Raw genomic sequence first — 26,991 nt, 5'->3', positions numbered from 1 at the left:
ACGTGGCACCACACCACCGGGGTGATCGTCAGGGTCCGGCGGCGAGATCGGCCCGGGCCGCCTCGATCAGCTCGGTCAGGGAGAGCGAGGCCAGATCGGCGGCGTCCACCGCCGACTCCGCCGGCCGCGCGGGCTCTGCCGGTTCTGCCGGCCGCGCCGGTTCTGCCGGTTCTGCTGGCCCCGGTGCGCCGCCCAGCTGGTCCGCTGCCGGGAGCCGGCTGTCCACGAAGGCGGTCATCGCCCGTACCGTCGGGTGGTCCAACGCGGCGGTTGCCGGCAACTCGACGTCGAGCGCGTGTGACAGCCGGGCCCGCAGGTCGATCGCCATGATCGAGTCGAGGCCCAGCTCGGCGAAGCCCCGACTGTCGTCGATCCGTCCGGTGTCGCCGATCGTCTCACCCACCAGGTCCGAGATCGCCGAACGCAGCCGGTCCTGCCGGTCCGGGCCGGCCAGCCCGAGGAGCATGCCGCGCAGCCAACCCGCCGGCCGGCCGGCCTCCGCCGGTCGGTCCGTGGGCGGGCCGCCCGCCGACCGGTCGTGGACCGCACCGGAGACGTCCGTGACCAGCTCGCGGACCAGCGCAGCCCGAGGGTGCCCGGCGGCCCGCCCGGCGTACCGGGCCAGGTCCACGGCGACCGCGACCAGCCGGGTGCGCCGCGCGCCGAGCGCGGCGGCCAGCAGCGGGGCCGCCTCCGCGTCGGTGAGAGCCCGCACGCCCAGCTGACCGGCGGCCCGGCGGACCGCCTCGGTCGCGGCCAGCCCGCTGCCCCCTGCCGGTTCCCAGGGACCCCAGTTGACACTGACCGCCGGTACGCCGTCGGCACGTAGCGCGGTCGCCAGCCCGTCCAGGTAACCGTTGGCGGCCGCGTAGTTCACCTGACCGGCGGAGCCGAACACACTCGACACCGAGGAGAAGATCACGAAGGCGGTCAGGTCGAGGCCGCGTACCGCGTCGGCCAGCGCGCGGGCACCGCCCACCTTGCCGGCGAAGACCTTCTCGTACGCCGACCGGGGCAGCGTCGCGAAAGCGCCGTCGTCGGTCGTGCCGGCCAGGTGCAGGACGGCCCGCAGCGGACCGAGTCGGCCCGCCGCGGCGACGGCCGTGGCACAGCCGGCCGGATCGGCGACGTCCGCGGCGACCACCTCGACCCGTACCCCCCGGGCGACCAGCTCGTCGATGGCGGCCCGGGCGTCGGCACCCGGGGCTGACCGGCCGACCAGCGTGATCGTCCGGGTGCCACCATCGGCCAGGATCCGCGCGACGCTCAATCCCAGCGCGCCCAGACCGCCACTGATCAGGACACCGTCCGGCCAGCTCGACACCGGACCGGGTTCGACGGCGGCCAGCCGGGGCACCTCGACCCCGTCGGCGTGCAGCCGTAGCCGGGGCTCGGTGACGCCGCTGGCCAGCACCGCGTCGAGCTCCCGGACCAGCCGGGCCGCTGCCGTCGTGTCCGGCTCGACCAGGTCGACCCGCAGCAGCCGCCGCTGCGACTCCTCCGCTTCGACCGCTGCCAGCATCCCCCAGAGTGCCTCCCGGTCGGGTGCGGCCTCGTCGCCGGCCGGGCAGACCACCACGTACGGCGTCGACGTCGACCGGCTCCGGAGCGACTCGCCGAGCGCCAGCACCGGCGCGGGCACTGGCCCGGCAGCGTCGCCGGTCGGATGGTCGCCGGTCGGGTCCGTGCCGGGCCGGCCTACGGCCAGGAATCTGAGGTCGACCACGAGGTCCGACCCGGACGCTGGTCCGGACCGGTCGACGTCCACGGTGTGTCCGAGATCGCGCAGTTCAGCCGCCAGCGCCTCGGCGAAGTCGGTCGCCGGGCCGACCAGCAGCACCGACCGGGACCCGCCCGACAGGGTCGCACCCGTCGGTGCGGTCGTGTCGCGCCCGCCGGAACCCGCCGGCTCGGCGTCCGGGACGCGGCCGTCGTCGGCCGGCTGCCACCGCACCGTGTAGAGGCCAGCCCGGTCGTCGCGCAGGCTCCGGCGCAGCAGCTCCCGGGGCGCGTGCCGGACCCGGAAGTCGTCGACCGCGAGCAGCGTCGTCCCGTCCGGCGTGGCCAGCCGCAGATCGGCGGCGGTGACCCGGCTGCGGCCACGGGGCAGCGGCTCGGCGTCGCGGACCCGGACCCGCCCCCACAGCTCCCCGTCGATCCGGTCCCGGGCCGGGAACTCCAGTCGGGCCGCGGCGAACGGGATGGCCAGTGCGGGAGCCTCCTCGGCGACCTCGTCGACGAGGAAACCGGCGATGCTCTGGAAACAGGAGTCGATCAGTCCCGGGTACAGCTGGTAGTCCGCCGGGTCGTCGGGCAGCGGCGGCTGAACGTAGCGGACCAGCGCCTCGTCCCGGCCCAGCCAGATGTCAGCGATCCACCGGAACGACGGACCGAGGGTGTAGCCGAGGTCGCGGAAGTACGCGTAGAACTGTCCGCCGGTGACGTGCCGCTGTGCCGAGGCGATGAAGGCGGCCCGGTCGGCAGCCGGGTCCGGTGCCGCCAGATCCGCCACCGCAGGATCCGGTGCTGCGGGGCCGGTCGTCGCCGTCGGCCGTACCCGGGCCGCCAGATGCTCCTGCCAGAGGTCCCGGTCGGCGTCGACCAGACTGCTCACCGCGAGCCGGCCACTGGCCCGGTCGACGGTCAGCTGGACGTCGTACCGTTCCTGCTCGGTGATCACCAGCGCCCGGGGGCAGACCAGGTCGGTCAGCGTCACCGGGCTGCCGTCTGGTGCCAGCGCCTGGACCAGGGTGGCCAGATGTGACGCGGCCGGGGTGACCACCGTGCCGTAGAGCCGGTGATCGGTCAGGTAGGCCGGGAACGCGGCACTGCGGGTGAACTCGAAGACCCGCCCACGGAGCGCCGGCGAACGTAGCTCCCGCCCGACGTGCGACTGGGTCGACGGCCCGGTCGCCGCTGCCGGCGGCGGTCCGGCCGGTAGCTCGCTCACCGTAGCCGTAGCCGTAACTGACGATGACGATGACGGCGGCTGGTCAGCCAGCGGTGTCCAGTACCGGGTGTCGGCGAACGGGTACCGCGCGGCCCGCTGCCCGGCCGGTCGCGGTCGCCGTGGCTGCACCGCCGCCCACTGGACCGGCTGACCGGCGAGGTAGAGGCTGCGTACCGCGTCCAGCAGCGTGGCCCGGTCGGCGGCGCCCCGCCGCAGCGAGGTGACCACCCCGCCGTCCGGTGCCGACCCGGCGCCGGTGACCAGGCCGGCCAGCGTACGCCCCGGCCCGATCTCCAGGAAGACGTCGATGCCCAGCTGGCGCAGCTGGCCGATGCCGTCATGGAAGCGGACCGGCTGACGTACGTGGCGGCACCAGTAGTCGCCGAGGTAGGTGTCCGGCCCGGCGAGCCGTCCGGTCAGGTTCGCCACGATCGGCAGCGCCGGTGGGCGGCTCGGCAGCGACGCCAGGGTCTGCCCGAAGTCGGGGAGCATCGGCTCCATCAGTCGGCTGTGGAACGCGTGCGACACCACCAACTGCTGGCAACGGACCCCCTTCGACCGGCAGCCGGCGGCGAAGGCGGCGATCTCCTCGGCGAGTCCGGCCACCACGACCGCGCGAGGGCCGTTGATCGCGGCGACGTCCAACGTGGTGCCGACCAGCCACTCGGCGACCTGGTCCGGGTCGGCCGCGACGGCCAGCATCGCGCCCGGCCGGGTGTCCTGCATCAGCCGCGCCCGCCGGGCCACCAGCGCCAGTCCGTCGGCGAGATCGAGCACGCCAGCGTGGATGGCCGCCGTGATCTCTCCAACGCTGTGGCCGATCACCGCCGACGCGTGGACCCCCCAGCTCGCCCAGAGCGCGGCGAGGGACAGCTCCAGCGCGACCAGCGCCGGCTGGGTCGCCCAGGTCTGGTCGAGCAGCTCCGGGCGCGCGCCATGCCACATCAGCTCGGGCAGCGAGCTGCCCAGTCGCGGAGCCAGGATCTCGTCGCAGGCGTCGAACGTCTCCCGGAACACCGGTTCGGTCCGGTGCAGTTCGGCGCCCATCCCGAAGTACTGACTGCCCTGGCCGGAGAAGAGGAAAGCCACCCGGGGTGGTCGGCCGGCCCCGGCGGGCGCGGTGGGCTGGGCCAGTGCGCGGCGTAGGTCCTCGACGGACGAACCGAGCGCGGCCCGGCGGACCGGCAGGTGGGCCCGGCCCGCTCCGGCGCTGCCGGCCAGCGCCGGCAGGTCCGCGTCGGTGCTGGCGGCGAGTACCTTGTCCCAGGCCGCCACCGACCGGTCCAGCCCGGCCTCGTCCGGCGCGGACAGCGGTAGCAGCCACGGGCCGCCGGGCTCGTCCCCGGCCGGCCCGTTGAGCACCGGTCGCCCGGCCGGCTCATCAGCTACCGGTCGCCCGGCCGGCTCCTGCGGCGGTGCCTCGGCGAGTACGACGTGCGCGTTGGTGCCGGAGAAACCGAAGCTGGACACCCCGGCGAGGCGGGGTCGGCCGCCGGAACGCCACCGTACCGGCTCGTCCAGCACCCGGACGTTCATCTCCGCCCAGCCGATCTGCGGGTTCAGCTCGGCACAGTGCAGGTTGGCCGGCAGCCGGCCGTGCCGCAACGCCAGGACGGTCTTGACCACCGACACGATGCCGGAGGCCGACTCGCAGTGGCCGACGTTGCTCTTCACCGACCCGAGGTGCAACGGCTCACCAGGTGCCCGGCCGTCGCCGAGCACCTGCCAGGCGGCCCGGACCTCGACCGGGTCGCCCAGCGCGGTGCCGGTGCCGTGCGCCTCCAGGTAGGACACCTGTGGGCCGGACGCTCCGGCGTCGGCGAGCGCGGCGCGCAGCACCGCCTGCTGCGCGGTCCCGTTCGGCGCGGTCAGGCCGGACGACGCCCCGTCGGAGTTGACCGCGCTGCCGCGTACCACGGCCAGCACCCGGTCGCCGTCACGCAGCGCGGCCGACAGCGGTTTGAGCAGCACCACCGCGGCGGCCTCGGAACGGACGAAGCCGTCGGCGTCGGCGGCGAACGTCTTGCACCGGCCGGTGGGGGAGAGCATGTGGGCCCGGCTGACCGCGACCGACGCCTCCGGCGAGACGATCACGTTCACCCCGCCGACCAGAGCCGTGTCGGTCTCACCGCTGCGCAGCGACCGGATCGCCAGATGCAGCGCGACCAGGGCCGAGGAGCAGGCGGTGTCGACCGCGATCGCCGGTCCGTGCAGACCGAGCAGGTACGCGATCCGGCCGGCGGCCGCGTTGAGTGAGGTGCCGGTGCCGAAGTACGCGTCCAGTTGGTCAAGCCCGCCACGTTGCAGCAGCCGGGCGTAGTCGGAGTTGGAGATGCCGATGTACACGCCGGTCCGGCCGCCGGCCAGGCCGGCGGGGTCGACGTCAGCGTCCTCCAACGCGTGCCAGGCACACTCGAGCAGCAGTCGGTGCTGCGGGTCCAGGCTCTGCGCCTCCCGGGCGGGGATCCCGAAGAACCCGGCGTCGAACCGGTCGACGTCACTGAGGAAGCCGCCCTGGTCGGTGGTGATCGTGCCGGTGCTCATCGGGTCGCTGTCGTGCAGCGCGGCACCGTTCCACCGGTGCGGCGGCACCGGGCCCACTCCGTCGCGGCCGTCGACCAGCAGTTGCCAGAACTCGTCGATGGAGTCGGCACCGGGGAACCGGCCGGCCATTCCGATGATCGCGATCGGCTCCCCGGCTGCGGCTGCGGCGTCGGCGTCGGCCACCGGGTGACGGTCGGCGTCGGCCCTGGTGTCGGTCCCGGTGCCGGCCGGCTGCGGCGCGAGTGCCGGGGCCGGGGCCGGGGCCGGTGGCCGGGTCGGCTCCGGGGTGCCCGGCTCGGCCGGCCGGTCCGTCGGATGCTGCCGTTGCCCGCCGGCCGGCGGTACGGCGCCGGAGTCGACCCGACCCAGCATCAGTGCGGCCAGGTCGGAGATCGTCGGGTGGTCGAAGACGTCGGCCACCTGAAGCGGTACGCCGTACTCGCCGGCCAGGGCGTCGACCAGATCGACCGCCATCATCGAGTCCAGGCCGAGATCGAAGAATCCCTGATCCTGGCGGACCTGCTCGCCGTCCGGGTAACCGAGGATCCGGGCGACGACCGTACCGACCTGGTCGCGAAGCGCCGCTGGTCGGGCCAGCACGGGCAGGTCCAGCAGACGCTCGCGTCCCGCCGCCCCGGTACCGGCGGACGGCTCGGCGGCGCGGGCCCCGGCCGGGTCGGCGGGTCCCGACGCCGGCCCGGCCGGGGGGTAGAGGGCGCCGCCACCGGCGGCGGATCCGGCGGTCAGGTCCCGGTACAGCGCCCGGGGCCGACGGGCCGACATCACTGCGGCGAACCGGTCCCACCGGACCGGGCAGCAGAGCAGCACCGCGTCCGGCCCGGCCGTGCGGGCGGTCAGGCTGGCGGCACCGGTCTGCGCGGTGACCGGGTCGACACCGCCGCGGGCCAGCTCGGCCAGATCGGTCGCGTCCACCATGCCGTCGACCGTCCACGGTCCGAAGGCGATGCTCGTCGCGGCCAGGCCGGCGGACACCCGGTGGTTGGCGATCATGTCGATCCCCCCGTTGGCGGCGGCGTAACCGCCGTAGCCGTCGGCTCCCCAGTGCGCCGACACCGACGAGACCGTCAGGAAGAAGTCCAGCGGGTGGTCCCGCAGCAGCAGATGCAGCCACCAGGCGCCGGTGAACTTGCCGCGCAGGGTCTGCTCGAAGGCGGCCCGGTCGGCGTCCGCCAGCGGCGTACGGGTGAGCTGCCCGGCGGCGTGTACGACGCCGCGCAGCCGGGGCAGGTCGTCGGCGAGCGCTCGGGTCAGCGCCGCCGGGTCGTCGCAGTCCGCCGTACGGTAGCGCACCTCGACGCCGGCGTCGGCCAGCTCGGCGAGCAGCTCGGCAGCGGCCGGCGCGATGTCGTCGGCGGCCCGGCGGCCGGTCAGCAGCAGCCGACGGGCGCCCCGGCGTACCAGGTCGCGGACCAGGCAGCGACCGACCCCGCCGAGCCCACCGGTGACCAGGTAACTGCCGTCCGGGTCGATCGGCAGCTGCGGGGCGTAGCCGGCGGGTACCGGACGCAGCCGGGCCGTTGCCGCCGTGCCCCGGCGGACGGCGAGCAGGTCCTCCTCGCCGGCGCCGGGCAGTGCCCGTAGCGCCGCCCGCAGGTCCGCCGGCCCGGGGTCGACCGGCAGGTCGACCAGGCCGCCCCAGGCCGGCAGCTCCAGGCCGAGCACCGGGGCGAGCCCGTGCAGCAGGCCGTGGGTGCTGGCCCGGACCGGATCGTCGGCACTGATCCGTCGGGAACCCTGGGTCAGCACCACCACCCGTCGGTCGGGCGCACCACCGGGCAGCGCCCGTACGGCGGTGGTCACCGCCGCGCACAGCGCCGCGCCGGCACCGGCCAGCCCACCGTCGCCTGTGGTGACGAGCTCGGTGGCCGGCGGCTCGGCGGGAGCCAGCTCGGCGGGGAGCGCTTCGGCGGCCATGGCGAGCAGCACCAGCACCTTCTCGGCCGGGTCACGCCGCTGCCAGAACGCCTGCCACTGCTGGCCGTCGGCCGGCAGCGGCTCGGTCGCGGCCGGCAGCCCGGCCGGGCCGAGGACGACCGTCGGCCAACCGGCTGTCCGGGCCACGTCGTCCAGCGCGGTCAGCAGCTCGCCGTCGTCACCGGCGAGCACCAGCGTGCAGCCGTCCGGTCCGCGGCCGGCGATCGGCTGCCAGTCCAGTTCGTACAGGGGTGCCGGCGGCGACGCCACGTCGGACGACGCGGGTCCGGACTCGACCGGTGGGGCGTACCGCTGCCGCTGCCACGGGTAGTGCGGCAGCTCCACCACCTGTCGCGGCAGGTCGGGCAGTGCCGTCGGCAGGTCCCCCTCGTGGACCTGCACCGTCGGGGCGGCGGTGCCGTCGGACAGCGCGGCCAGCGCGGCGGCGGCCGCCGCCGGGTCGGCGGCGGTGACCCGGGCGCGGACCGCGTGCCGGGTCCGGCCAGCGGTGACGGTGTACGCGAACGCGGCGTACTGCTCCGGCCGCAGCTCGGCCAGCCGCCGGCCGTACCGGTCGGCGAGTTCCCGCAGCGCCGGCCGGCTGCCGGCGGAGATCTCGAACCCGGTGACCGGCACGGCGTCACCCGCAACCGGCTGGTGGTGGCCTGGCGCGGAGCCGGCGGGGCCGGGCGGTGCGTCGGCCGGCTCCGGCTCGCCGACGATGACGTGCGCGTTGGTGCCGCTCATCCCGAACGAGCTGACGCCGGCGTGCCGGAGCCCGCCCGGCCGGACCGTCCAGGGCAGTAGCTCGGTGGGCATCCGCACCCGGGTGCCGGCCAGGTCGATCCGGGGGTTCAGGGTGGAGAAGTGCACCAGCGGCGGTACGGCGCCGTACCGCAGCGACAGGATCGCCTTCACCACACCGACCACGCCGGCGGCCGCCTCCAGGTGACCGACGTTGGTCTTGGCGGCGCCGACGTACAACGGGTCGTCGGCCTCGGTAGGCCGGCCCAGAGCCGTCCCGACCGCCTCCATCTCGATCGGGTCGCCCAGCGCGGTGCCGGTGCCGTGGGTCTCGATCAGCCCGATGTCGGCCGGGGTGAGCCGGGCGTCGGCCAGCGCCGCCCCGATCAGTGCGGACTGGGCCAGCACGTTCGGCGCGGTGAACCCGGACGACCGCCCGTCCTGGTTGACCGCGGATCCGTTCAGGACGGCGTGCACCACGTCACCGTCGCGCCGGGCGGCGTCCAGCCGCTTGAGCACCAGCACGGCGCAGCCCTCGCCCCGGATGAACCCGTTCGCCCGGGCGTCGAACGCCTTGCACCGCCCGTCCGGGGAGAGCGCACCCATCTGCGGCCCGAGCAGCCGGGTGGAGCGGGGGGACATGATCAGGTTGACGCCGCCGGCCAGCGCCACCTCGCACTCGCCGCGCCGCAGCGCCGTACTGGCCTGGTGGATCGCGACCAGCGAGGACGAGCAGGCGGTGTCGACTGCGACCGCCGGGCCGGTCAGCCCGAGCGCGTACGCCACCCGCCCGGCCGCGAAGCAGTGCCCGTTTCCGGTGGCCCAGTAGGCGTCGGCGCCGTGCGGCTCCCAGTCCCGGTAGTCCTGGTGGGTGATGCCGACGAAGAAGCCGGTACGGGTGTCGCGTAGCTGCTCCGCCGGCCGGGCCGAATGCTCCAGCGCCTCGTGGCAGACCTCCAGCAGCAGCCGGTGCTGCGGATCGAGGGCCCTTGCCTCACGTGGGCTGATCCCGAAGAACGCCGCGTCGAAGTCGAGGACCTCGTCGAGGAAACCGCCGAGCTGGGGCAGCTGTGCCCACTCCCGCTCGAACGGGGCCCGCCGGCCGGCCGGCAGCGGCCCGATCAGGTCCCGGCGCTGCGCCAGGGCCTGCCAGAACCCGTCGAGGGTGTCGATCCCGCCGGGCAGGCGCAGCCCGACGCCGATCACCGCGATCGGCTGGTTGTCGCCACTGGCCTCCAGCTGCGCCCGCAGCTTGCGGATCGTGTCGAGGGCGCGCGACAGCGGCGTCGGCGCGGACGGCGTCTTGCCGTTCGAGGTGGTCGTCACAGCGGTTCCTCCGCAGGTCGCAGGTCGCTACTCGGTGGCGGGCGCGGCGTCGGGTGCGGGCACGGCGTCGGATGCCGGCACCGGCCGCTCGTCGTCGCCGGTGGGCAGCCGGTCGCAGAGCATGCCGGTCAGCGCGCCCGACGTGCCGTACGTCCACAGCAGGGTCGGCGACAGCTTCAGGTCGAAGGCCGCCTCCAGTCGGTTGCGCAGTTCCAGACTCATCAGCGAGTCGAGGCCGAGCGCCTTGAACGGGGTGTCCCGGTCGATCACCGTCGGGTCGATCCGCAGCACCCGGCCGGTGAGTTCCCGTACCTTGGCCTCGACCAGCGGGGCCCGGTCGTCGGCCGGGGTGTTGCGCAGCTGGTCGAGGAACTGCCCGCCATCACCGCCGGCCGCTGCCGCCGCCCGGCCGGCGCGCAGCTCCTGCCAGCTGGGCAGCGCGGCGGTGTCAGGGTAGGCGTCGAACCACTGCCGCAGATTGAGCGGCAGGTAGCCGACGACCGTGGCGTCAGTGGTGAGCAGCCGGGTCAACGCCGGCCAGGCCTGCTCGGCGGGGAAGCTGCCCATGCCGCGTTCCGCCAGCCGGTCACCGCGGTTGCCGTCCCGGGCGGCGAGCCCGACCCCGGCGAACGGCCCCCACTGCACCGACAGCGCGGCGAGCCCGCGTCGGCGACGGTCCTCAGCGAGCCCGTCGAGGTACGCGTTCGCGGCCGCGTATGCCGCCTGCCCGGCGTTGCCGACCAGCGCGGCGGCCGAACTGAACAGGACGAACAGGTCCAGCGGATCGGTGCCGGTGAGGGCGTCCAGGTGTCGGGCCCCGTCGACCTTGGGGGCGAGTACCCGGTCGAGCTGCCCGGCGTGCAGCGTGGCGATGGTGGCGTCGTCCAGCACGCCGGCTGCGTGTACCACCCCGCGTAGCGGCGGCAGGTCGGCGCGTACCTGGCTGAGCACGTCGGCCAGCGCGGTCTGGTCGGCGACGTCGACCTGGTAGGTGCGTACCTGAACGCCGCCGTGCCGGACCGCGTCGATGCGCGCGGCGGCATCGGCGTCCGGCGCGGAGCGGCCGAGCAGCGCGATCGCCCCGCCGCCGGCGGCGGCGACGAACTCCGCCAGGGACAGCCCCAGCGCGCCGAGGCCACCGGTGATCAGGTAGGTGCCGTCGTCGCGGAACCGGCCGTCGGGCAGCGGCTCGGGCGCCACCGACGCCACACTGTCCGGCCGGCTGAGCACGAACTTGCCGATGTGCCGCCCCTGCGACATTTCCCGGAGGGCCTCGGCGGCCTGGTCGAACGGGTAGCCGATCACCGGAAGCCGGCCGAGCTGGCCGGTACGCACCAGCTCCCACACCTGCCCGAACTGCTCGGTGAACCGGGCCGGCCGGCGTTGCATCAGACCGGCCACGTCGACCGAGGCGAGCGAGATTCCCTTACGGAACGCGCTCAACGAGATGGTGCGGTCGGCGTAGATGTCCTTCTTGCCGACCTCGATGAACCGGCCATCCTCGGCCAGCACGTCCAGGCCACGGGTGATCGCCGCCCCGGTCAGCGAGTTGAGGATCACGTCGCAGCCGCGTCCGCCGGTCGCCGTCAGCACCTGCTCGGCCCAGGACAGGTCGCGGGAGTCGAACACATGCCGGATACCGAGCCGGCGCAGGTGTTCCCGCTTGCTCTCGGTGCCGGCGGTGGCGATCACCTCGGCACCGAGGTGCCGGGCGACGGCGATCGCGGCCAACCCCAGCCCGCCAGCGGCCGAGTGCACCAGGACGGTGTCGCCGGGGCCGGTCCGGCCCAGCTCGGCGAGTCCGTACCAGGCGGTCACCCCGACCAGTGGCAGCGCCGCCGCGTCCTCGTCGGACAGCTCCGGCGGGATCGGCCGGACCCGGCCGGTGCTTACGGTGACGTGCGAGGCCAGGGCACCGAAGACGCAGGCGACCACCCGGTCCCCGACGGCGAGGCCGGTCACGCCGGCACCCACTGCGGTGACCCGGCCGGCGCATTCGCCGCCGAGCAGCCCGGCCCCGACCGGGTCGGGGTAGGTGCCGACGGCCTTCATCACGTCGATGAAGTTCAGCGCCGCAGCGGTGACCTCGACCTCGACCTCACCGGGGCCGGGGCGTCGGCGGCGTAGTGGGCGGAACTCCAGGCCGTCCCAGCCGCCGGCGCGGGCCGGGATGAGCCGGAACGGCTGACGCGGGGTACGCCAGCGCGGCCGCGTACCGTCGGCGACCCGGTCCAGGTCGGCCCGGCCGGTGGCCAGGATGCGGCCGACGTACCGGCCGTCGGGGCGCAGCACCACCTGGTCGTCGCCGTCGGCCGCACCGAGCTCGGCGACCAGCGCGGCGGCGGTGTCGGTCGACTGAGTGCCGGCGGAACCGGCGGTGCCGGCCGTCCCGGGCAGATCGATGACGGTCGCGGCGAGCTCCGGGTGCTCCCGGCGCAGCACCCGGGCGAAGCCCCAGAACAGGGCGGCGCCCGGGTCCGGCCGGTCGGCCGCCGTCGCGGTCTGGGCGTCCACGGTGACCAGCACCAGTCGGGGCGGCACCGGGCGGCCCAGGCAGGCCCGGACCAGGTCCGCCAGCTCGGCGAGGGCCTGCCGCTGACGGTCCAGGCCGGCCGAGGCGGCCGGTGCCAGGTAGACGAGCCCGGTCAGGTCGCCGTCGCGTACCACGCCGGCATCGCCGTGGGCGGCCGGCACGTCCGCGTCGGCGCCGACCCGGCGCAGCTCGCCAGCGATGTCGGCGGCAAGGCCGGCGGCGGGGCTGTCGCCGGTGCCGCCGCCGGCGGTGTCGCTGGCGTCACCGGAGCCGACGATCAGCCAGCGGCCGTCGGGCGCACCCGGCTGCTGCACCGGTCGTGGCAGGAACCGCAGTTGGTGCAGCAGCCCGCCGTCGGGATCGGCCGGCCCGGACACGTCCAGCTCCTGCAACGTCAGCCCGTGCAGGCTGAGCAGTGGGGTCCGGTCGGCGTCGTAGAGGTGCACGTCGTACCGGCCGTCGTCGTGACGGAACACGTACGACCAGGCCGCGACGGTCGGCTCGGCGAGTTCGCCGTGCACATCGATCCGGTCCACCCCGGTCGGTACCACGGTCGCCGGGCCGGCGTGCAGTGCCAGACTGGCCTGCAGCGCCGCGTCCAGCAGCGCCGGGTGCAGCGGGTACGCCGCCGCCCCGGCCCGGCACCGGGCGGGCAGCGCCAGCTCGGCGAGTGCCCAGTCGGTGCCGTGGCGCAGCCGCAGGATCCCCTGGAAGGCCGGCCCGTAGCGCAGTCCGCGCTGGTGGCAGTTGGCGTAGAAGGTTTCCGGGTCGACCTCGGTCGCCGGGTCGGCGAGCCGCTGCCCGGGGAACTCCACCGGGCCCGCCGCCCCGGTCGTGTGCCGGACCTGGGCGGTGGCGTGCCGGAACCAGCTGGTGCCGTCGGAGCCGAGCGACTGCAGCACGAACGAACCGCCCTCGGTCACGTCGTCGCGCCACAGCAGGCCGAGCCGGGCCGGTCCGTCGGCCAGCGTCAGATCACTGTGGAAGGTGGTCCGGTGCAGGCTGGCCGGCAGCCGGCCGGTACGGGCCCGGCCGGCGCCGAGGCCGAGCACGATCATCGCGGCACCGGGCACCACGACCGCGTCGTGCACCCGGTGGTCGTCGAGCCAGGGCTGGTCGTCGATGCCGAGTTCGAGCTCCGCCTGCCACAGGTCGGTCTCCGACGGGGACGGCACCAGGGTGATCTCGGTGCCGGCGGTCCGGGAGCGTCGCCGGGCGGCCGGCGGCCAGTGCGTCGACCGCTGCCACGGGTAGCCGGGCAGGTCGACGCCGAACCCGTCGGGCAGCCCGGCGAACGGGGCCAGCCCGGCGACGTAGCCGCGGCCGAACGCGGCAGCCAGGTCGGCCGGGGTGCCCTGGTCACGGCGCAGCGTGGACAGCACCCGTGGCGGCTCCGGCCGGGCCGCCGCGAGCTGCTCCAGCGCCGGCACCAGCACCGGGTGCGGGCTGATCTCCACGACGTGGGTGACGCCGTCGTCGAACAGCCGGCCCATCGTGTCGTGGAACTGCACGGGCTGGCGCAGGTTGTCCACCCAGTAGCGGGCGTCCATCTCCGGCCCGGCCAGCGGGGCGACCCGGACCGTGGACATCAGCTCGACCTCGCCCTGACCGGGCCGCAGCTCGTGCAGCGCGGCGAGCAGGTCGTCGGTGAGCGCGTCCATCTGCGGGCTGTGTGAGGCGTAGTCGACGTCGACCAGCCGGCAGAAGACCTCGTCGGCGTCGAGCAGCTCCTTGAGGGTGAGTACCGCCTCGGTCTCGCCGGACAGTACGCACGAGCTGGGACCGTTGTGCACCGCCAGGGAGACCAGCTCCTCGAAGCCGGCGAGCGCGTCGAGCGCCGCTTCCCGGTCCAGCGAGACGGCGAGCATCCGGCCGTTGCCCGAGGTACGGAGCGCGAGCGCGCTGCGCCGGGCCACCACCATCGCGGCGTCGGAGTAGCTGAGGATGCCGGCCACCGTGGCGGCGGCGACCTCGCCCTGGCTGTGCCCGACGACCACGTCCGGCACCACGCCGTTGGCCCGCCACAGCTCGGCCAGCCCGACCGAGGTGGCCCACAGGGTCGGCTGCAGCATGTCCACCCGGGACAGCCAGCCGTCCCCGGCGGCGCCGGAGACCACCTCGGCCAGGTCCCAGTCGACGTACGGCCGTAGCGCGTCGGCGCACCGGTCGATGACCTTCGCGAACGTCGGCACCTCGGCGTAGAGCCGTTGCCCCATGGCCGCCCACTGGGCACCCTGCCCGGGGAAGACGAACGCGGTCCGGCCAGCGGTGTCGGCCCGGCCGGCGGTGATCCCGGCGAGGTCCGCCTGTGGGTCGTCCAGGTGGGCGTCGATCAGCGTCACGGCCGATTGGGCGTCAGCCGCGACCACGGCGGTACGCAGCGGGAAGTGGTCGCGCCGGTGCGCCAGCGCACCGGCGAGTCGCTGCGGCTCGGCCCCGGCGGCGAGCCGGTCACGCAGGTCACGCAGGCGCTGGGTCAGGGCCTGGTTGGTGTGTGCGGACACCGGCAGGACGGCCGGCACCGCCGGACCGGTCGCGGCGGTGGCCGGCTCCGCGCGGCGGTTCGTGCCGGCCGGCGGGTCGGCGACCACGACGTGTGCGTTCGTGCCTCCCCAGCCGAACGAGTTGACGCCGAGGCAGACCGCCTCGTCGACCGGCAGCGGCAGCGGCTCGCAGACCAGCTGCAGGTTGAGGCCGGCGAAGTCGATGGCGGGGTTGAGCTCGGCGGAGTGCAGGCTGGGCGGCACCACCCGGTGTTCGATGGCGAGCAGCACCTTGACCAGGCCGGCGAGCCCGGCGGCCGCCTCGGCGTGTCCGATGTTGGTCTTCACCGAGCCGATGGCCAACGGAGTAGCCACCTGACCGCCGTCACCGTCACCGGCGCGGGCGCCGGCCCGGCCGAGGATCCGGCCGATGGCGCCGGCCTCGATCGGGTCGCCCCGGCCGGTGCCGGTGCCGTGCGCCTCGACGTAGCGCAGCCGGTCGACCACGCCTTCCAGCCCTTGGTACGCCCGGCGCAGCAGGTCCTCCTGACCGGCCGGGTTCGGGGTCACCAGGCTCTCCCCGCCGCCGTCGTTGTTCACCACGGTGCGCACGATGACGCCGCGGATCCGGTCGCCGTCGGCGATCGCCCGGTCGAGCCGCTTGAGCATCAGCGCCGAGACGCACTCGGCCCGGACGAACCCGTCGGCGGTGGCCGAGAACGCCTTGCACCGACCCTCCGGGGAGAGCCCACCGAAGGCGGTCAGCCCGATCGACACGTCGGGGGCGAGGATCAGGTTGACCCCGCCGACCAGCGCCGCGTCGGTCTCGCCGGCGCGCAATGCCTGACCGGCCAGGTGCAACGCCACCAGCGACGACGAACACCCGGTCTCGACGACCAGTGACGGCCCGGTCAGTCGCAGGAAGTACGAGACCCGGGCGGCGATCACGTCCAGGGCGTTGCCGACCGCGCTGTGCGTGGTGGCCCCCAGGCCGCGTTCCTTGCGCAGGATCTCGTAGTCGTGCCAGGAGGCTCCGACGTAGACCCCGGTACGGGAGCCGCGCAGTCCGGCCGCCGGCTGACCGGCGTCCTCCAGGGTCCGCCAGACGGTCTCCAGCATCAGCCGCTGCTGCGGGTCGATGTCCTCGGCCTCCCGGGGGGAGATTCCGAAGAAGCCGGGGTCGAACAGGTCGACTTCGTCGACGAACCCGCCGACGTCCTGAACGTGCCGTTCCGGGTCGAGCTGGGCGCTGGCGTCCCACCGGTCGCCGGGCACCGGGGCGATCGCGTCGCCCCGGTCGCGGAGCAGCCGCCAGAAGCTGTCCACGTCCGGTGCCTGGGGAAACCGGCCGGCCATGCCGACGACCGCGATGAGCTGGGTCGGGTCGGTACCGTCGTTGTCGAACATAGCGAGACCGCCTCGGGAGACAGGGTGCGGGAGCAGGTTCGGGTCTGATGTGGTACGGGCCGGGCGAGGTCAGTCGCCGGTGCCCACTGCGGGTCCGGTCCGGACGTCCTCGGCGAGATCCGCCGGGTCGATCTCGTGCGGCGCGTTGAGCACGCTGCCAAAGATCCGGTACTTCAGCGGCAGCACGTCGAGGGTCCGGTAGCGGGCCCGACGCAGCAGTACGCCGACGGTGCCGCCCTGAGCCAGAGCGGACTCCTGGATCCGTTGGAACCGGGTGACGAACGCCTTGTGCCGCTGCCGTTGCGTGACGAAGTCGGCGGTATCGGCGGCGGTGACGACCGGGCCGCGGTCCGCTGCCAGCGCGGCGGCGATCACCGGGGTGAGGCAGACGGCGTCCTGGATGGCCACGTTCACGCCCTGGCCGAGGATCGGTGTGCAGGTGTGCGAGGCGTCGCCGACCAGGATCAGCCCGTCTCGGCTCCACTGCGGCACCTCGGCGGTGAAGATCTCCAGAAACGAGGTGTCGTCCCAGGTCCGCAGGTGTTGCTGGACAAGCGGAGCGAGCCGGGGGTCGAGGGCGGCCACCACCGAACGGAACGCGTCGAAGCCGGCCTTGCGCAGCGCGCCGAGACTGCGTTTCGGCAGGTTGGTGCCGATCCGCAGCGAGTCGGGGAAGGTGGGCAGCACCACCAGGTGCCGGTCCCGGTTGATCACCAGCTCGGCCTGTTGCCCCCACTGCGGCGGCCGGGGCAGCCGGAACGACAGGAAGTCGCGGGCCATCTGCTGAACGTCGGCGGTGAGCCCGGCGGCGTGTCGTACCTTGGAGAACCGTCCGTCGGCGCCCACCACGAGCCGGGCCCGGACCTCGACCGACGAGCCGTCGCGGCGGCGCAGCCAGGCACCGCGGATCGCACCGTCCTGCTCGATCAACCGGGTGAAGGTGGTCCCGAACTGGTAGTCGAACCCGCGATGCTGCTGCCCGGCGTCAATGAAGATCTTGATCAGGGCGGGCTGCGGGATGTCGATCGGCACCTCGCCGACGCCGAAGCGGCGGTAGTCGACGTGCATCACCCGCCGCCCCTCCATCCGCATGGTGACGCCCTCGGTCGGCAGGTAGCCGTGGTCGTCCAGCGCCGGGCCGAAGCCCAGCCGGCGCAGGGTCACCACCGACGGGGCGGCGATCGTCTCGCCGCGGAACTCGCGCTCCAGGCTGGTCTGCCGCTCGGCCACCAGCACGTCGATTCCGCGCCGGGCCAACAGGTGACCGAGCAGCGCGCCGGCCGGACCGCCGCCGACGATCAGGACGTCGGTCTGCATCGTCTGGTCGCTCACCGGACCGGCCCCTCGCTCGCCGGGACCGGTGCGACCAGCGCCGCCAGGTCGGCAACGGTGGTGGCGGCGGTGAACCGTTCGTAGTCCACCGACGCGCCGCTGCTGCGCTCCAGGTAGACCAGCACCCGCAGGGCGTTCACGGAGTCCCAGCCGTCGATCGCGGTCAGCGGAGTGTCGGCGGTGACCTGCTCGGACTCCAGGTCCAGCAGGTCCGCGAGGATGTCGGCGATCAGATCGACGCCGGAGTCAGGCCGGTCAGCGGACATCGAAGGGCTCCTCGTTGTTGGTGATCTCGATCCAGCCGGGCAGCTCGACGAGGTCGCGCAGTTCGTGGCGGAACTCGGCGGCACCCTCCGGCTCGGTGGCGTCGGCGGTGCGGTCGGCGTCAGCGGTGCGGTCGGTCGGGTCGGTCGGGTCGACGGGGTGGAAGCCGAGCCGTGGATAGAAGTCGGCGAACCGGGCGTTGCGCTCGGTGCGGCGGAAGCTGCCGTACACGGCCGGCACCCCCCGGGCGACCGCGCTGCGCAGCACCAGGCCGACGATCGCTCCTTCCACGTCCCGGGAGAAGACCCGGCAGCTGAGGACAAGGTTGTCGATGCTCCAGGCACCGTCGGTGCGTCGGGTCAGGGCCAGCGCCGCGATCAGCCCGTTGTCACCGAACCGGTCGGTCAACCGGGCACCGTAGAAGGCCGTGGCGCCGCCGGGCGCGTCGTCGTCACCGGGCGAGCTGCTGCCGCCGACCGCACCGCCGTCGCCCAGCTCGGCGGTGCCGTACCGGATCCCGGTGAGGTTGAATTGGTTGGTCTTGGCGAACAGTTGAGTGATCCGGCCCGCGTTGTGCCGGTCCAGCGGCTGCACGGTGAGCCGGGACTCCAGCCCGGCCAGGTAGTCGTCCAGGCTGCCGGCATCCCGGACCAGCTCCCGTCGGCGGGCGCTGGCCTGGTACATCGCGACCCGCTGCCGGTCCTCGTCGGTGAGGCTGAGCACGGTGAAGTCGCCCCGGGCGGCGAGGCGTCGGGCGTACCCGGCCGGCTCACCCGGCAGGTCGACGGTGCCGACCTGCGGTGCGAGCCGGTGCATCAGGTCCCGCTCGGCCGGGTTGTCGTCGACGAACACCAGCGCGTCGAGACCGATGTTGAGCTCCTCGGCGATCGCCCGCAGGTTGTCCGGCTTCGGCTCCCAGTTGATCCGGGTAGCCACGAAGGCGTCCGGCCGGAGCACCATCTCCGGGTGCCGGGTCAGCGCCTCTACCGCGACGTCGTGGTCGTTCTTCGAGGCGACGGCGAGCAGTACGCCCTGCGCCGCCAGGTCCCGGGCCAGCTCCTGCAGTTCGGTGTGCGCCGAACCGGGGTAGCCGCCACCCACCGTCACGGCGTCCGGGCCGATGTCACCGACCACCCCGCTCCACAGCGTCTCGTCGAGGTCGAGCACCAGGCACTTGGCGGCCCGGCCGAGGTCAGCGGCGGCGACCCGGGCCAGCTCGTGGGCGAAGGCCGACAGATAGCCGGGGGAGTACGCGTGGCCGGCGACGTGGCGCATCCGGTCGTCGGCGAACGTGCTCCCGGCCCGTTCGGCCAGGTCCGCCGTTGACAGGACGACCGTCGCCGGATGGTCGGCGGCGAGTTCGGCGATCGCGGCGTTCATCCGCGACCAGACCGCGTCGAGCCGGGCCCGGGCGGCGTAGCTGATCAGCCGGTGCCGGCGCAGCGGATGCAGCGGTACGGTGCCGAGCACGGTCAGCCCGCCGAGCACCTGCCGGCACGCGGTGAGCCAGGATGCCAGCTCGGCCGGGAACGCGGCGCACCGGGCGGCGATCTCATCGACGTCGACCGGGTCGGCCAGCCCGGACAGGACGGCGGAGTCGTCGAGCAGCAGGGCCACGATCCGGGGCCGCAGCTCGGCGAGGTCCGGCGCACCGGCGGCGATCTCCAGCCGCCACTGGTCGAAGCCGGCGGTGCGGATCTCGGGCAGCATCGTGTACCGCACGCCAGCCGCGGTGAGCAGCGCCGGCAGCGGGTCGAGCGTGGCGCTGCCGAGCAGCGCGATCCGGGTCGGCGCCAGCTCGGCGCGCAGCTGGTCGGCGGCCCGGCGGCCGCGCAGCAGCGAGCCGGCGGCCTCCAGATCGAGCGGGTCGGTGAGCCGGTCCAGGAGCGGCCGTAGCCGCCGGACGTCGCCGGCCGACCCGGCCCGGATCAGCGCCCGCAGCTGGGCCAGCGGCGGGCCGGCCGACGTCGGCGCGGAGACACTGTCAACGGACATCGTCGGCCTCCTCGGGCCGGTGCCGCAGCGCCATTCCGGTCAGCACCCACTTGGACGACTCGACGGTGGTGACCAGCAGCCGCCCGCCGACGCCGGTGCCCGCCGCGATCCGCCGCATCGCCCGGTTGAGCTGGATGAACGGCAGCGCGTTGCCGTTGTTGCCGGTGTCGGCGACGCAGCTGACCGCCTGCTCGGGCCGGACCCCGAGGTAGCGCCGGATCTTCTCGGTCATCACCCCGTTGAGCTGGGGGATCAGCAGGTGTTCGACCTCGTCGGCGGGCCAACCGGTGACCGCGACCAGCTCGTCGAGGATCGCCCGGGCGGCCTCCGGCACGTGCTGCTCGATCGCCTTGTAGTCCTCATCGGACATCGCTTCGCGGACCGGTTCGCCGCGCGGGCCGGAGACCATCGGCGCGCCCTCCGCGCCGTACCAGCGGACGATCTGCGCCGGCGACCGGCCCTTGCCGACGGTCCGGGTGAACAGGTGCTCGACGACCAGTCCCGGCCCGTCGGTGCCGGCGTCCACCACGGCCGCCCCGGCCCCGTCGCCGAACAGCGCGAAGCTCACCATCTCGGCCGGCCGCAGCTGGGCGATCGCGCCGTCCGACGGCCACAGGTTGCGGCAGGTGTCGGCCCCGATGACCAGGCCGCGCCGCAGCTCTCCGGCGGCGAGCAGGGCACGTGCCGTGTAGAGCCCCTGCAGGGCGCCGGCGCATCCCGAGGTGAGCTGGAAGGTCGGGATGTCGTTGAGTCCGAGCCGGTCGGCGACCAGGTTGACGGTGGCCGGCATCAGGTGGTCGGGCGACGCGGTGGTCAGGATGACGAAGTCGAGGCTGGCCGGGTCCAGACCGGACCGCAGCAGGGCCTGCTCACCGGCGGCGGTGGCCAGGTCGCTGGTGGACCGGGGCACCCCGGGCGGGCCGTCCGGCCGGCAGAAGTAGCGGGTGCGGTTGCCGGTCATCGCGTCCAGCCACCGTTCGTGCAGGCCGAACCGGGCGGCCATGTCCGCGTTGGTGACCGGCTCGCCGGGAAGTACCTCACTGAGGGATACCAGTCGCACGGCTGCGTCCTTACGTCGGTTCGTGCGGGTACGGGAATCGGGTTGCCGGCGGGCCAGGTGGCGACCTGCCGGCTACGGCGCCGGGGCCGGGTCAGCCGTACCGGCTGACGTCGTGGAAGAAGCCGGGCACGGTGTGCAGTCCGCCGGCCGCCGCGATGCTGTCGTAGACGTGCTTGGCGAGCACCAGGTCCAGCACTCCGAGCCCGAACGGGGAGAAGATCACCGGCTGGTCGGCGGGTACGTCGATCCGCCCGGTCAGCACGTCGTCCAACGTGCCGGCGACGAACCGGCGGTGCCCCACCCGCTGCTCGGTCAGGTGCACCGAGGTGTCCGCCTTCATGCAGTGCTCGACGTCGTCGACCACGTTGGTCGAGGCGAGGATCAGCTCCGGGGACAGGTCACGCAGCGAGACGTGCAGCACCAGCGGATGGTGGGCGAGCAGTCGGGGGTCGGACAGGTGGGGCCGGCCGGCGACGGTGGCGAAGACGATCAGCGGGTACGACCGGACCAGTTCCTCGGCGCTGCCGTACAGCCGGACGTCGTCGTGCCCGCCGCGGACCAGATGGTCGCGGAACCCGCCGGCGTGCTCGGCGGACAGGTCGTACAGCCCGACACTGTCGAACTCGCACCCGTTGCCGACCAGGTAGGTGTGGATGTAGCGGGCGATCAGGCCGGTGCCGACGAAGCCGACCCGGCGCGGCACCCCGCCGCGGGCGGCGGACAGCCGCAGCGCGGCGGACGCGGCGGACGCGGCGGTCCGGGTCGCGCTGATGATCGACGACTCCAGGCAGGCGATCGGGTACCCGGTCTCGTAGTCGTTGAGAACCAGCACGGCCGAGGCCCGGGGGATCCCGCCGGCGACGTTGTCCGGGAAGCTGGAGATCCACTTCATGCCGTGCACCTCGACCTTGCCCCGTACCGAAGCGGGCAGCGCGATGATCCGGCTGTTCGGGCGGTCCGGGAACCGCAGGAAGTACGAGTCCGGGTTGGTGGTTTCCCCGGCTCCGTGCAGCCGGTACGCGGACTCGATCAGCTCGGTGATCTCCGGCTCACGTCCACTGATCGTGTCGTGCACCTGGGCGCCGGAGATGACGGCGAAGGGCGGAATCTCTGCCATGGGATGGTGTGCTCCGTCGTTCGGGACGACCTCGTCGGGGGCGGCGGTCGTCGGCGTACGACCGGCCGGGTCGGGCACCCGGCCGGTCGTCGGGTCCGGTCAGTCGGTCGAGCGCGCCGCCATCGCCCGGCGCAGACCGGCCGGGCGCAGGTCGGTCCAGGTTTCGTCGACGTGTGCCGTGCACTCGTCCTCGGTGCCCTCGAATCCGGCCGGTCGCCACCCGCCGGGTGCCGGCCGGTCGGCCGGGAAGAGCCCGTACTGCTCCTCGTGGTTGACCAGCACGGCCCACCGCTCGACGGGTTCGCCACTCATGCCGGGGCCACCTGGTTGAGCCGTTCGTTGACCGCCTCGGTGAAACCGGCGAAGGTCGGGTTGCGGAACAGCAGCTGGGTGGGCACCTTGACGCCACCCAGTTCGGCCCGCAGCCGGCTGGCGACCTGCATCGCGCTCAGCGAGTGACCGCCGATGTCGAAGAAGTCATCGGTGTCGCTGATCGTGTCGATCTTCAGAATCTCGCACCAGACGGTGCGTACCGTCTCGGCGGCGTCAACTGGCATCGGAGGCTCCTCGTCGTTGTCGGATCCTGGTCCGTCCGGACCGGACGTCAGGCGGTTGATCAGTGCGCCCCGGTCGGCCTTGCCGCCGACGGTCAACGGGATCGTGTCGACCACCGTGTAGTTGCCCGGGCGCATCCAGGACGGCAGCTGGCTGGCGGCGTGTTCGCGTACCGCGGCCAGGTCGGCACCCGGGCGCAGCCGGACCACGGCGGACAGTTGGCCGCTGTCCACCTCCGGGTGGTACAGCACCACCGCGCGGGCGACCCCCGGATGGTCGGCGATCACCGCCTCGATCTCACCCAGCTCCACCCGGTGTCCCCGGATCTTGATCTGGTCGTCGGTGCGACCGATGTAGCGCAGCGTGCCGTCCGGCTGGCGGACCACCCGGTCACCGGTGCGGTACATCCGGGCACCGTCGTCGGCGAGCGGGTCCGGGACGAACTTCGCCGCGGTCAGCCCTGGCCGTCCCGAGTAGCCACGGGCCAGGTACGGGCCGGCGACGCACAGCTCACCGGGGGTGCCGTCGGGCACCGGTGACAGCGTCGCGTCGACGATGCGGGCCTGCACCCCGGCCAGCGGGCGGCCGATGTGCGGCGGCTCGCCCGGCACGATCGGGGTGCCGGCCACGTTCACCGCGGCCTCGGTCGGGCCGTACAGGTTCATCGCCGTCAGCACCCCGTCGGAGATCAACTGCTCCAGGGTGGCCCACAGCGGCGGCGGCACCGCCTCACCGGCGATGAACAGCCGAAGGAACTGGTCCTTGGCGGCCACCGTGGCCAGCTCCTCGATCAGCATCTGGGCGTGCGACGGCGTCATGTCGGCCTCGCTGAGCCGGTGCTCGACCATGAACTCCGCGAACTCCTCCGCGTCGCGGCGCATGTCGTCGGTGAGCACCCCGACCGTGTCGCCCCGCAACACCCGGACCCACTCCTGCACCGACGCGTCGAAGGCCACCGAAGCGTTCCAGGCCAACCGGGCACCGGGCGGGCCGAAGAAGCCGCCCTGCTCCATGCCGTTGAGGAAACTGACCAGCGCCCGGTGGGAGATCTCCACTCCCTTGGGCCGGCCGGTCGACCCCGAGGTGAAGATGACGTACGCCAGGTTGTCCGGATGCAGCGGCACCGGCGCGGTACGCGGATGCGCGTCCCAGTCGATCCGGTCGAGGACCACCGGGTCGCCGACGCCGGTGTCCGGCACCGACCCGATCAGGTCGGCGTGGGTGATCGTGGTGACCAGGTCCGCGTCCCGGGCGATGCGGGCCAGCCGCTGCGCCGGCTGCTCCGGGTCGAACGGAACGTAGACGGCACCGGCCTTCAGGATGCCGAGGATCGCCACCAGCAGGTCGACCGACCGGGGCAGCAGCACCCCGACGGCGCGTTCCGGGCCGGCGCCCCGACCGGCCAGGATGCCGGCGAGTCGGTCGCTGCGGTCGTCGAGCTGCGCGTAGCTGAGCCGGCCGTCGGTGGCGATCACCGCGTCCCGGTCCGGGTGGGCGGCGACCACCTCCTGGAACGCGGCGATCGCCGACCCGTGCCATTCCGGCCGGCCGCGCCGGTCGGCGGGCGGCGCGGTGCGCGCTTCAACTGTCTGGGTCATCGGATGGCCGCCTCCTGCTGCGCGGCGACCTGCGCCAGCAGCGCCTCGGTGTCCTGCAGCGGACCGGCCTCGGTCTGCAGCACCACCCGCCACCGGTCGTGGTCACGTAGCCAGCAGGTGACGTGCACGAAGGTGATCGTGGTGTCGGCCGAGTCGAAGCGGACCACCTCGAGGATCTGGCCGCTGATGCAGTTCTGCACCACCGACTTGATCGGCGTGACGTGCAGCGTCCAGGTCGGCTCGTCGAAGTACTCGCGCAGAATGCGCCCCCACGCGTCCCGGTTCATCCCGACGGTCCCGTCGGCGCCGAGCCCGGTGGCGTTCTCGTTGATGAAGAACGAGATGAACTTGTCGTAGTCCCGCTCGGCGAACGCCCGGTCGAACTCCTCGCCGGCGACGGTCAGCTCGGCGACACAGCGGGGGCATCCCGCGTCACCGGCCTGGCCGGCGGTGAACGCGGTCTGCGGGGCGGCCGCACCGGCCAGCGGCGCCGCCTGCGGATCGATAACCGCGAGCTTCTCTCGCATCGTTACTCCTGTCTCGGTGTGGTCGGCGGTTGCGGGGTGTGCCGCATCAGCAGCAGCACCCCGTCGGGGCACATCGGGTCGGGGATCGTCCCGTCCGGCATGAAGCCCTCGGACGCGTACAGCGTGCGGCCCCTGGTGTTGTCCGGCTTGACGTCCAGCCAGACCTGGCGGGCGCCGTGGACCCGGTAGGCCCGGTCCACCGCGGCGCGGAACAGCCGGCGCCCGTACCCCGCGCCCCGGTGCCGGTGCGACACCACGATGCGGCGCAGTTCGACGACGCGGTCCGGCCGGCGCAGCCCGGCCAGCACGACGAAACCCACCACCGAGGTGCCGGCCTCGGCGACGATCTGTTCCTGGTCCGGATCGGCGTAGGCCCGCTCGTGATAGGCCGGGCCGGTGATGCCGAGGTACCGGGTCGTCTCCGGCCCCTGCTCGATCCCGACCAGCGCGTCGAGTTCGTCGACGGTGGCCGGCCGGACGCCGAACTCGGTCGGGACGTCCGTCGTGGGGGGTGCCACGGCGGTTACGGCTCGACCGGCGCGTCGGAGGCCTCCGCCATCGCGATGGCGATCCGGCGGCCACCGGTGAACGGCTCCCGACCGTGCGCGGTGAGCATGTTGTCGATCACCACGAGGTCGTCGGCCCGCCAGTCGAACCGGGTCAGCGCCGCGCGGTACGCCTCCTGCAGGTGCTTCATCACGTCGTCGGGGATCCGCGCGCCGTCGCCGTAGTAGCTGTTCGTCGGCAGGTTCTCTTCGCCGTACATCTCCAGCATCTCCTCCTGGTAGACCTGCGGCAGGGTGCTGATGTGGAAGAACGTGGCGTGGTTGAACCAGACCGGCTCGCCGGTCACCGGGTGCGGGTGCACGGGCTCGCGGACCGCCCGGGTACGCAGCCCGTCGGTGCCGATCCATTCGACGTCGATGCCCTGGCTGCGGCAGTACCGCTCGACCTGCGACCGGTCCTCGGTGTCGTAGAAGTACTGCCAGCTGCCGCCCATTTCACTGAACGTGCGCACGTACATCCACTTGCGCCGGATGAACTCCTCGGCCACCGACGGGTCGATGTGCCGGTAGACCTCACGGACGTCGGCGAACGGGGTGGCGCCCTGGGTCTCGGCCGGCTGCAGGCAGTAGAAGAACACCTTCATCGGCCACTGCGCCTGGTAGGAGCACTCGTTGTGCAGGAAGATCTCCTCGGTCGGCGGGTAGTCGGTCGAGGTGAAGACGTTGCCGGAGAGGCTGCTGCGCGGTGACGTCCGCTCGGTGTAGTCCAGCGGAGCGCCGGACAGCGCCCGGACCACGTCGTGCAGTCCGTCGACGCCACCCACCTCGAAGCCACGGAACATCGCCGCCCCGGTACGGGTGATGAGCGAACGGATCTCCGCCCGGTTCTCCTTGATGACGTCGAGAATCGACAGGCCGTTGTCCGGTTCGATGACTGCGGGGAGGCTCTGCCCCGGCAGTGCGGTTACCAACATGGTTTCCCCTTCGCTGATCAGTGCCGGCCGGCGGCGGCGATCCCGGACTCTTTCCACAGGTGTGACACGTCGCCGAAGTTCTGCTGAACCCACTGGTCGGAATAGATGGTGTTGAGGTAGCGCTCCCCGCGGTCGGGGAAGACGAGGACGCAGGTCGCACCGGCCGGAATGCGGTCGCGGAACCGTTCCAACGCCGAGATGACCCCGCCGGAGGATCCGCCGGCGAGAATTGCCTCCCGGGCCATCAGCCGGCGGCAGCCGACGACGCAGTCGAGGTCGGAGACGTGCACCACCGGGTAGGTCTCGGCGGCGGCCAGCAGCGGTGGCCGGGCCGACGCGCCGTGGCCCGGGATCAGCCGGTGCCGGCTCTCGTCACCGAAGATCGCACTGCCGACCGCGTCGACGGCGACCACCCGGGTGGACAGCGCCTGCTCCCGGACGTAGTCGAGAACCCCGGTCAACGTGCCGCAGGTGCTGGTGGCACAGAAGATGAAGTCCGGCGGGGCCGGCAGAGCGGCGATGATCTCCCGCATCGTTCGGTGGTGCGCGGCCGGGTTGAGCGGGTTGGCGTACTGATTGGGCCAGTAACCTTCCGGATGCTCGGCCAGCAGCTCGCGGACCCGGCGGATGCGTTCCGGCAGGTACTCGCCGGTGACCGGGTCGGGCCGGTCGATGATCTCGATTTCGGCCTGGAACGCCCGGAGGATGGCGATGTTCTGCGCGGTCGTCTTGGCGTCGACCACGCAGATGAAGCGCAGTCCGAAGTAGCGGCAGACCTGGGCGATGCCGATCGCCAGGTTGCCGGAGCTGGATTCGATGACCACCGAACGGTTCGGCACCAGTTCCGCCGCGTGGATCTTGTGGAGCAGCATGTTCAATGCGGTGCGGTCCTTGATGCTGCCGCCCGGATTCGCCAACTCCAGTTTCGCGAACACCCGCGCCGGAATGTCCCGCAGCAGGCCGTTCAGCTCGACCAGCGGCGTATCCCCGATACATCCGAGAATCCCTTGCACGCTGCGTTGAACCCCTTGCTCGGTGCGTTGGGTCACGTCGCCCCCTCTGGTCGCGCCATTCGTGCCGACCGGTCACCTCGGACCGCGTACGCATTGCGGTTCAGGCGTGAACGGCAACGAGTCTTGCC

At 73.5% G+C, this 26,991-nt stretch carries 13 protein-coding genes; all 13 read right to left on the bottom strand.

The window, feature by feature from the left end; genetic code table 11:
• Window positions 1-28: 28 nt before the first annotated feature.
• A complete protein-coding gene (locus O7629_RS20240; RefSeq protein WP_278171033.1) occupies window positions 29-9,499 on the bottom strand; it encodes a type I polyketide synthase in 9,471 nt (3,156 codons plus the stop codon).
• A 27-nt stretch (window positions 9,500-9,526) separates the two neighbouring features.
• Window positions 9,527-15,922, bottom strand: a complete 6,396-nt coding sequence (locus O7629_RS20235; RefSeq protein WP_278171032.1) for a type I polyketide synthase — start codon at window positions 15,920-15,922, stop codon at window positions 9,527-9,529.
• Window positions 15,923-15,991: 69 nt separating this feature from the next.
• On the bottom strand, window positions 15,992-17,254 hold the full coding sequence (locus O7629_RS20230; protein ID WP_278171031.1) for an FAD-dependent monooxygenase: 1,263 nt from the start codon (window positions 17,252-17,254) through the stop codon (window positions 15,992-15,994).
• Window positions 17,251-17,520, bottom strand: a complete 270-nt coding sequence (locus O7629_RS20225; protein ID WP_278171030.1) for an acyl carrier protein — start codon at window positions 17,518-17,520, stop codon at window positions 17,251-17,253. Before O7629_RS20225 ends, O7629_RS20230 begins: the two co-directional genes overlap by 4 nt.
• Window positions 17,510-19,513, bottom strand: a complete 2,004-nt coding sequence (locus tag O7629_RS20220) for an HAD-IIIC family phosphatase (protein ID WP_278171029.1) — start codon at window positions 19,511-19,513, stop codon at window positions 17,510-17,512. Before O7629_RS20220 ends, O7629_RS20225 begins: the two co-directional genes overlap by 11 nt.
• On the bottom strand, window positions 19,503-20,573 hold the full coding sequence (locus O7629_RS20215; RefSeq protein WP_278171028.1) for a 3-oxoacyl-ACP synthase III family protein: 1,071 nt from the start codon (window positions 20,571-20,573) through the stop codon (window positions 19,503-19,505). Before O7629_RS20215 ends, O7629_RS20220 begins: the two co-directional genes overlap by 11 nt.
• 91 nt (window positions 20,574-20,664) lie before the next feature.
• Window positions 20,665-21,690 (bottom strand): 2,3-diaminopropionate biosynthesis protein SbnB, encoded by a 1,026-nt coding sequence (gene sbnB, locus O7629_RS20210; protein WP_278171027.1) that lies wholly within the window; start codon window positions 21,688-21,690, stop codon window positions 20,665-20,667.
• 99 nt (window positions 21,691-21,789) lie between these two features.
• Window positions 21,790-22,002 carry an MbtH family NRPS accessory protein gene (locus tag O7629_RS20205; protein WP_278171026.1) on the bottom strand — a complete coding sequence of 71 codons (213 nt, stop codon included), beginning with the start codon at window positions 22,000-22,002 and terminating at the stop codon, window positions 21,790-21,792.
• Window positions 21,999-23,843 (bottom strand): non-ribosomal peptide synthetase, encoded by a 1,845-nt coding sequence (locus O7629_RS20200; protein ID WP_278171025.1) that lies wholly within the window; start codon window positions 23,841-23,843, stop codon window positions 21,999-22,001. The genes O7629_RS20205 and O7629_RS20200 overlap by 4 nt, the downstream gene beginning before the upstream one ends.
• On the bottom strand, window positions 23,840-24,370 hold the full coding sequence (locus tag O7629_RS20195; RefSeq protein WP_278171024.1) for a hypothetical protein: 531 nt from the start codon (window positions 24,368-24,370) through the stop codon (window positions 23,840-23,842). Before O7629_RS20195 ends, O7629_RS20200 begins: the two co-directional genes overlap by 4 nt.
• A 2-nt stretch (window positions 24,371-24,372) precedes the next feature.
• The gene (locus tag O7629_RS20190) at window positions 24,373-24,888 is read right to left on the bottom strand and encodes a GNAT family N-acetyltransferase (protein WP_278171023.1); all 516 of its coding nucleotides are present in this window, start codon (window positions 24,886-24,888) and stop codon (window positions 24,373-24,375) included.
• Between the two features lie 5 nt (window positions 24,889-24,893).
• The gene (locus O7629_RS20185) at window positions 24,894-25,850 is read right to left on the bottom strand and encodes a TauD/TfdA family dioxygenase (protein ID WP_278171022.1); all 957 of its coding nucleotides are present in this window, start codon (window positions 25,848-25,850) and stop codon (window positions 24,894-24,896) included.
• A gap of 17 nt (window positions 25,851-25,867) precedes the next feature.
• The gene (gene sbnA / locus O7629_RS20180; RefSeq protein WP_278174603.1) at window positions 25,868-26,854 is read right to left on the bottom strand and encodes a 2,3-diaminopropionate biosynthesis protein SbnA; all 987 of its coding nucleotides are present in this window, start codon (window positions 26,852-26,854) and stop codon (window positions 25,868-25,870) included.
• Between the last annotated feature and the right edge of the window lie 137 nt (window positions 26,855-26,991).

It is taken from the genome of Solwaraspora sp. WMMD792, assembly GCF_029626105.1.
GTDB lineage: Bacteria > Actinomycetota > Actinomycetes > Mycobacteriales > Micromonosporaceae > Micromonospora_E.
Note: the sequence above shows the minus strand (reverse complement) of the source record. Positions and strands in the feature narration are given on the sequence as shown.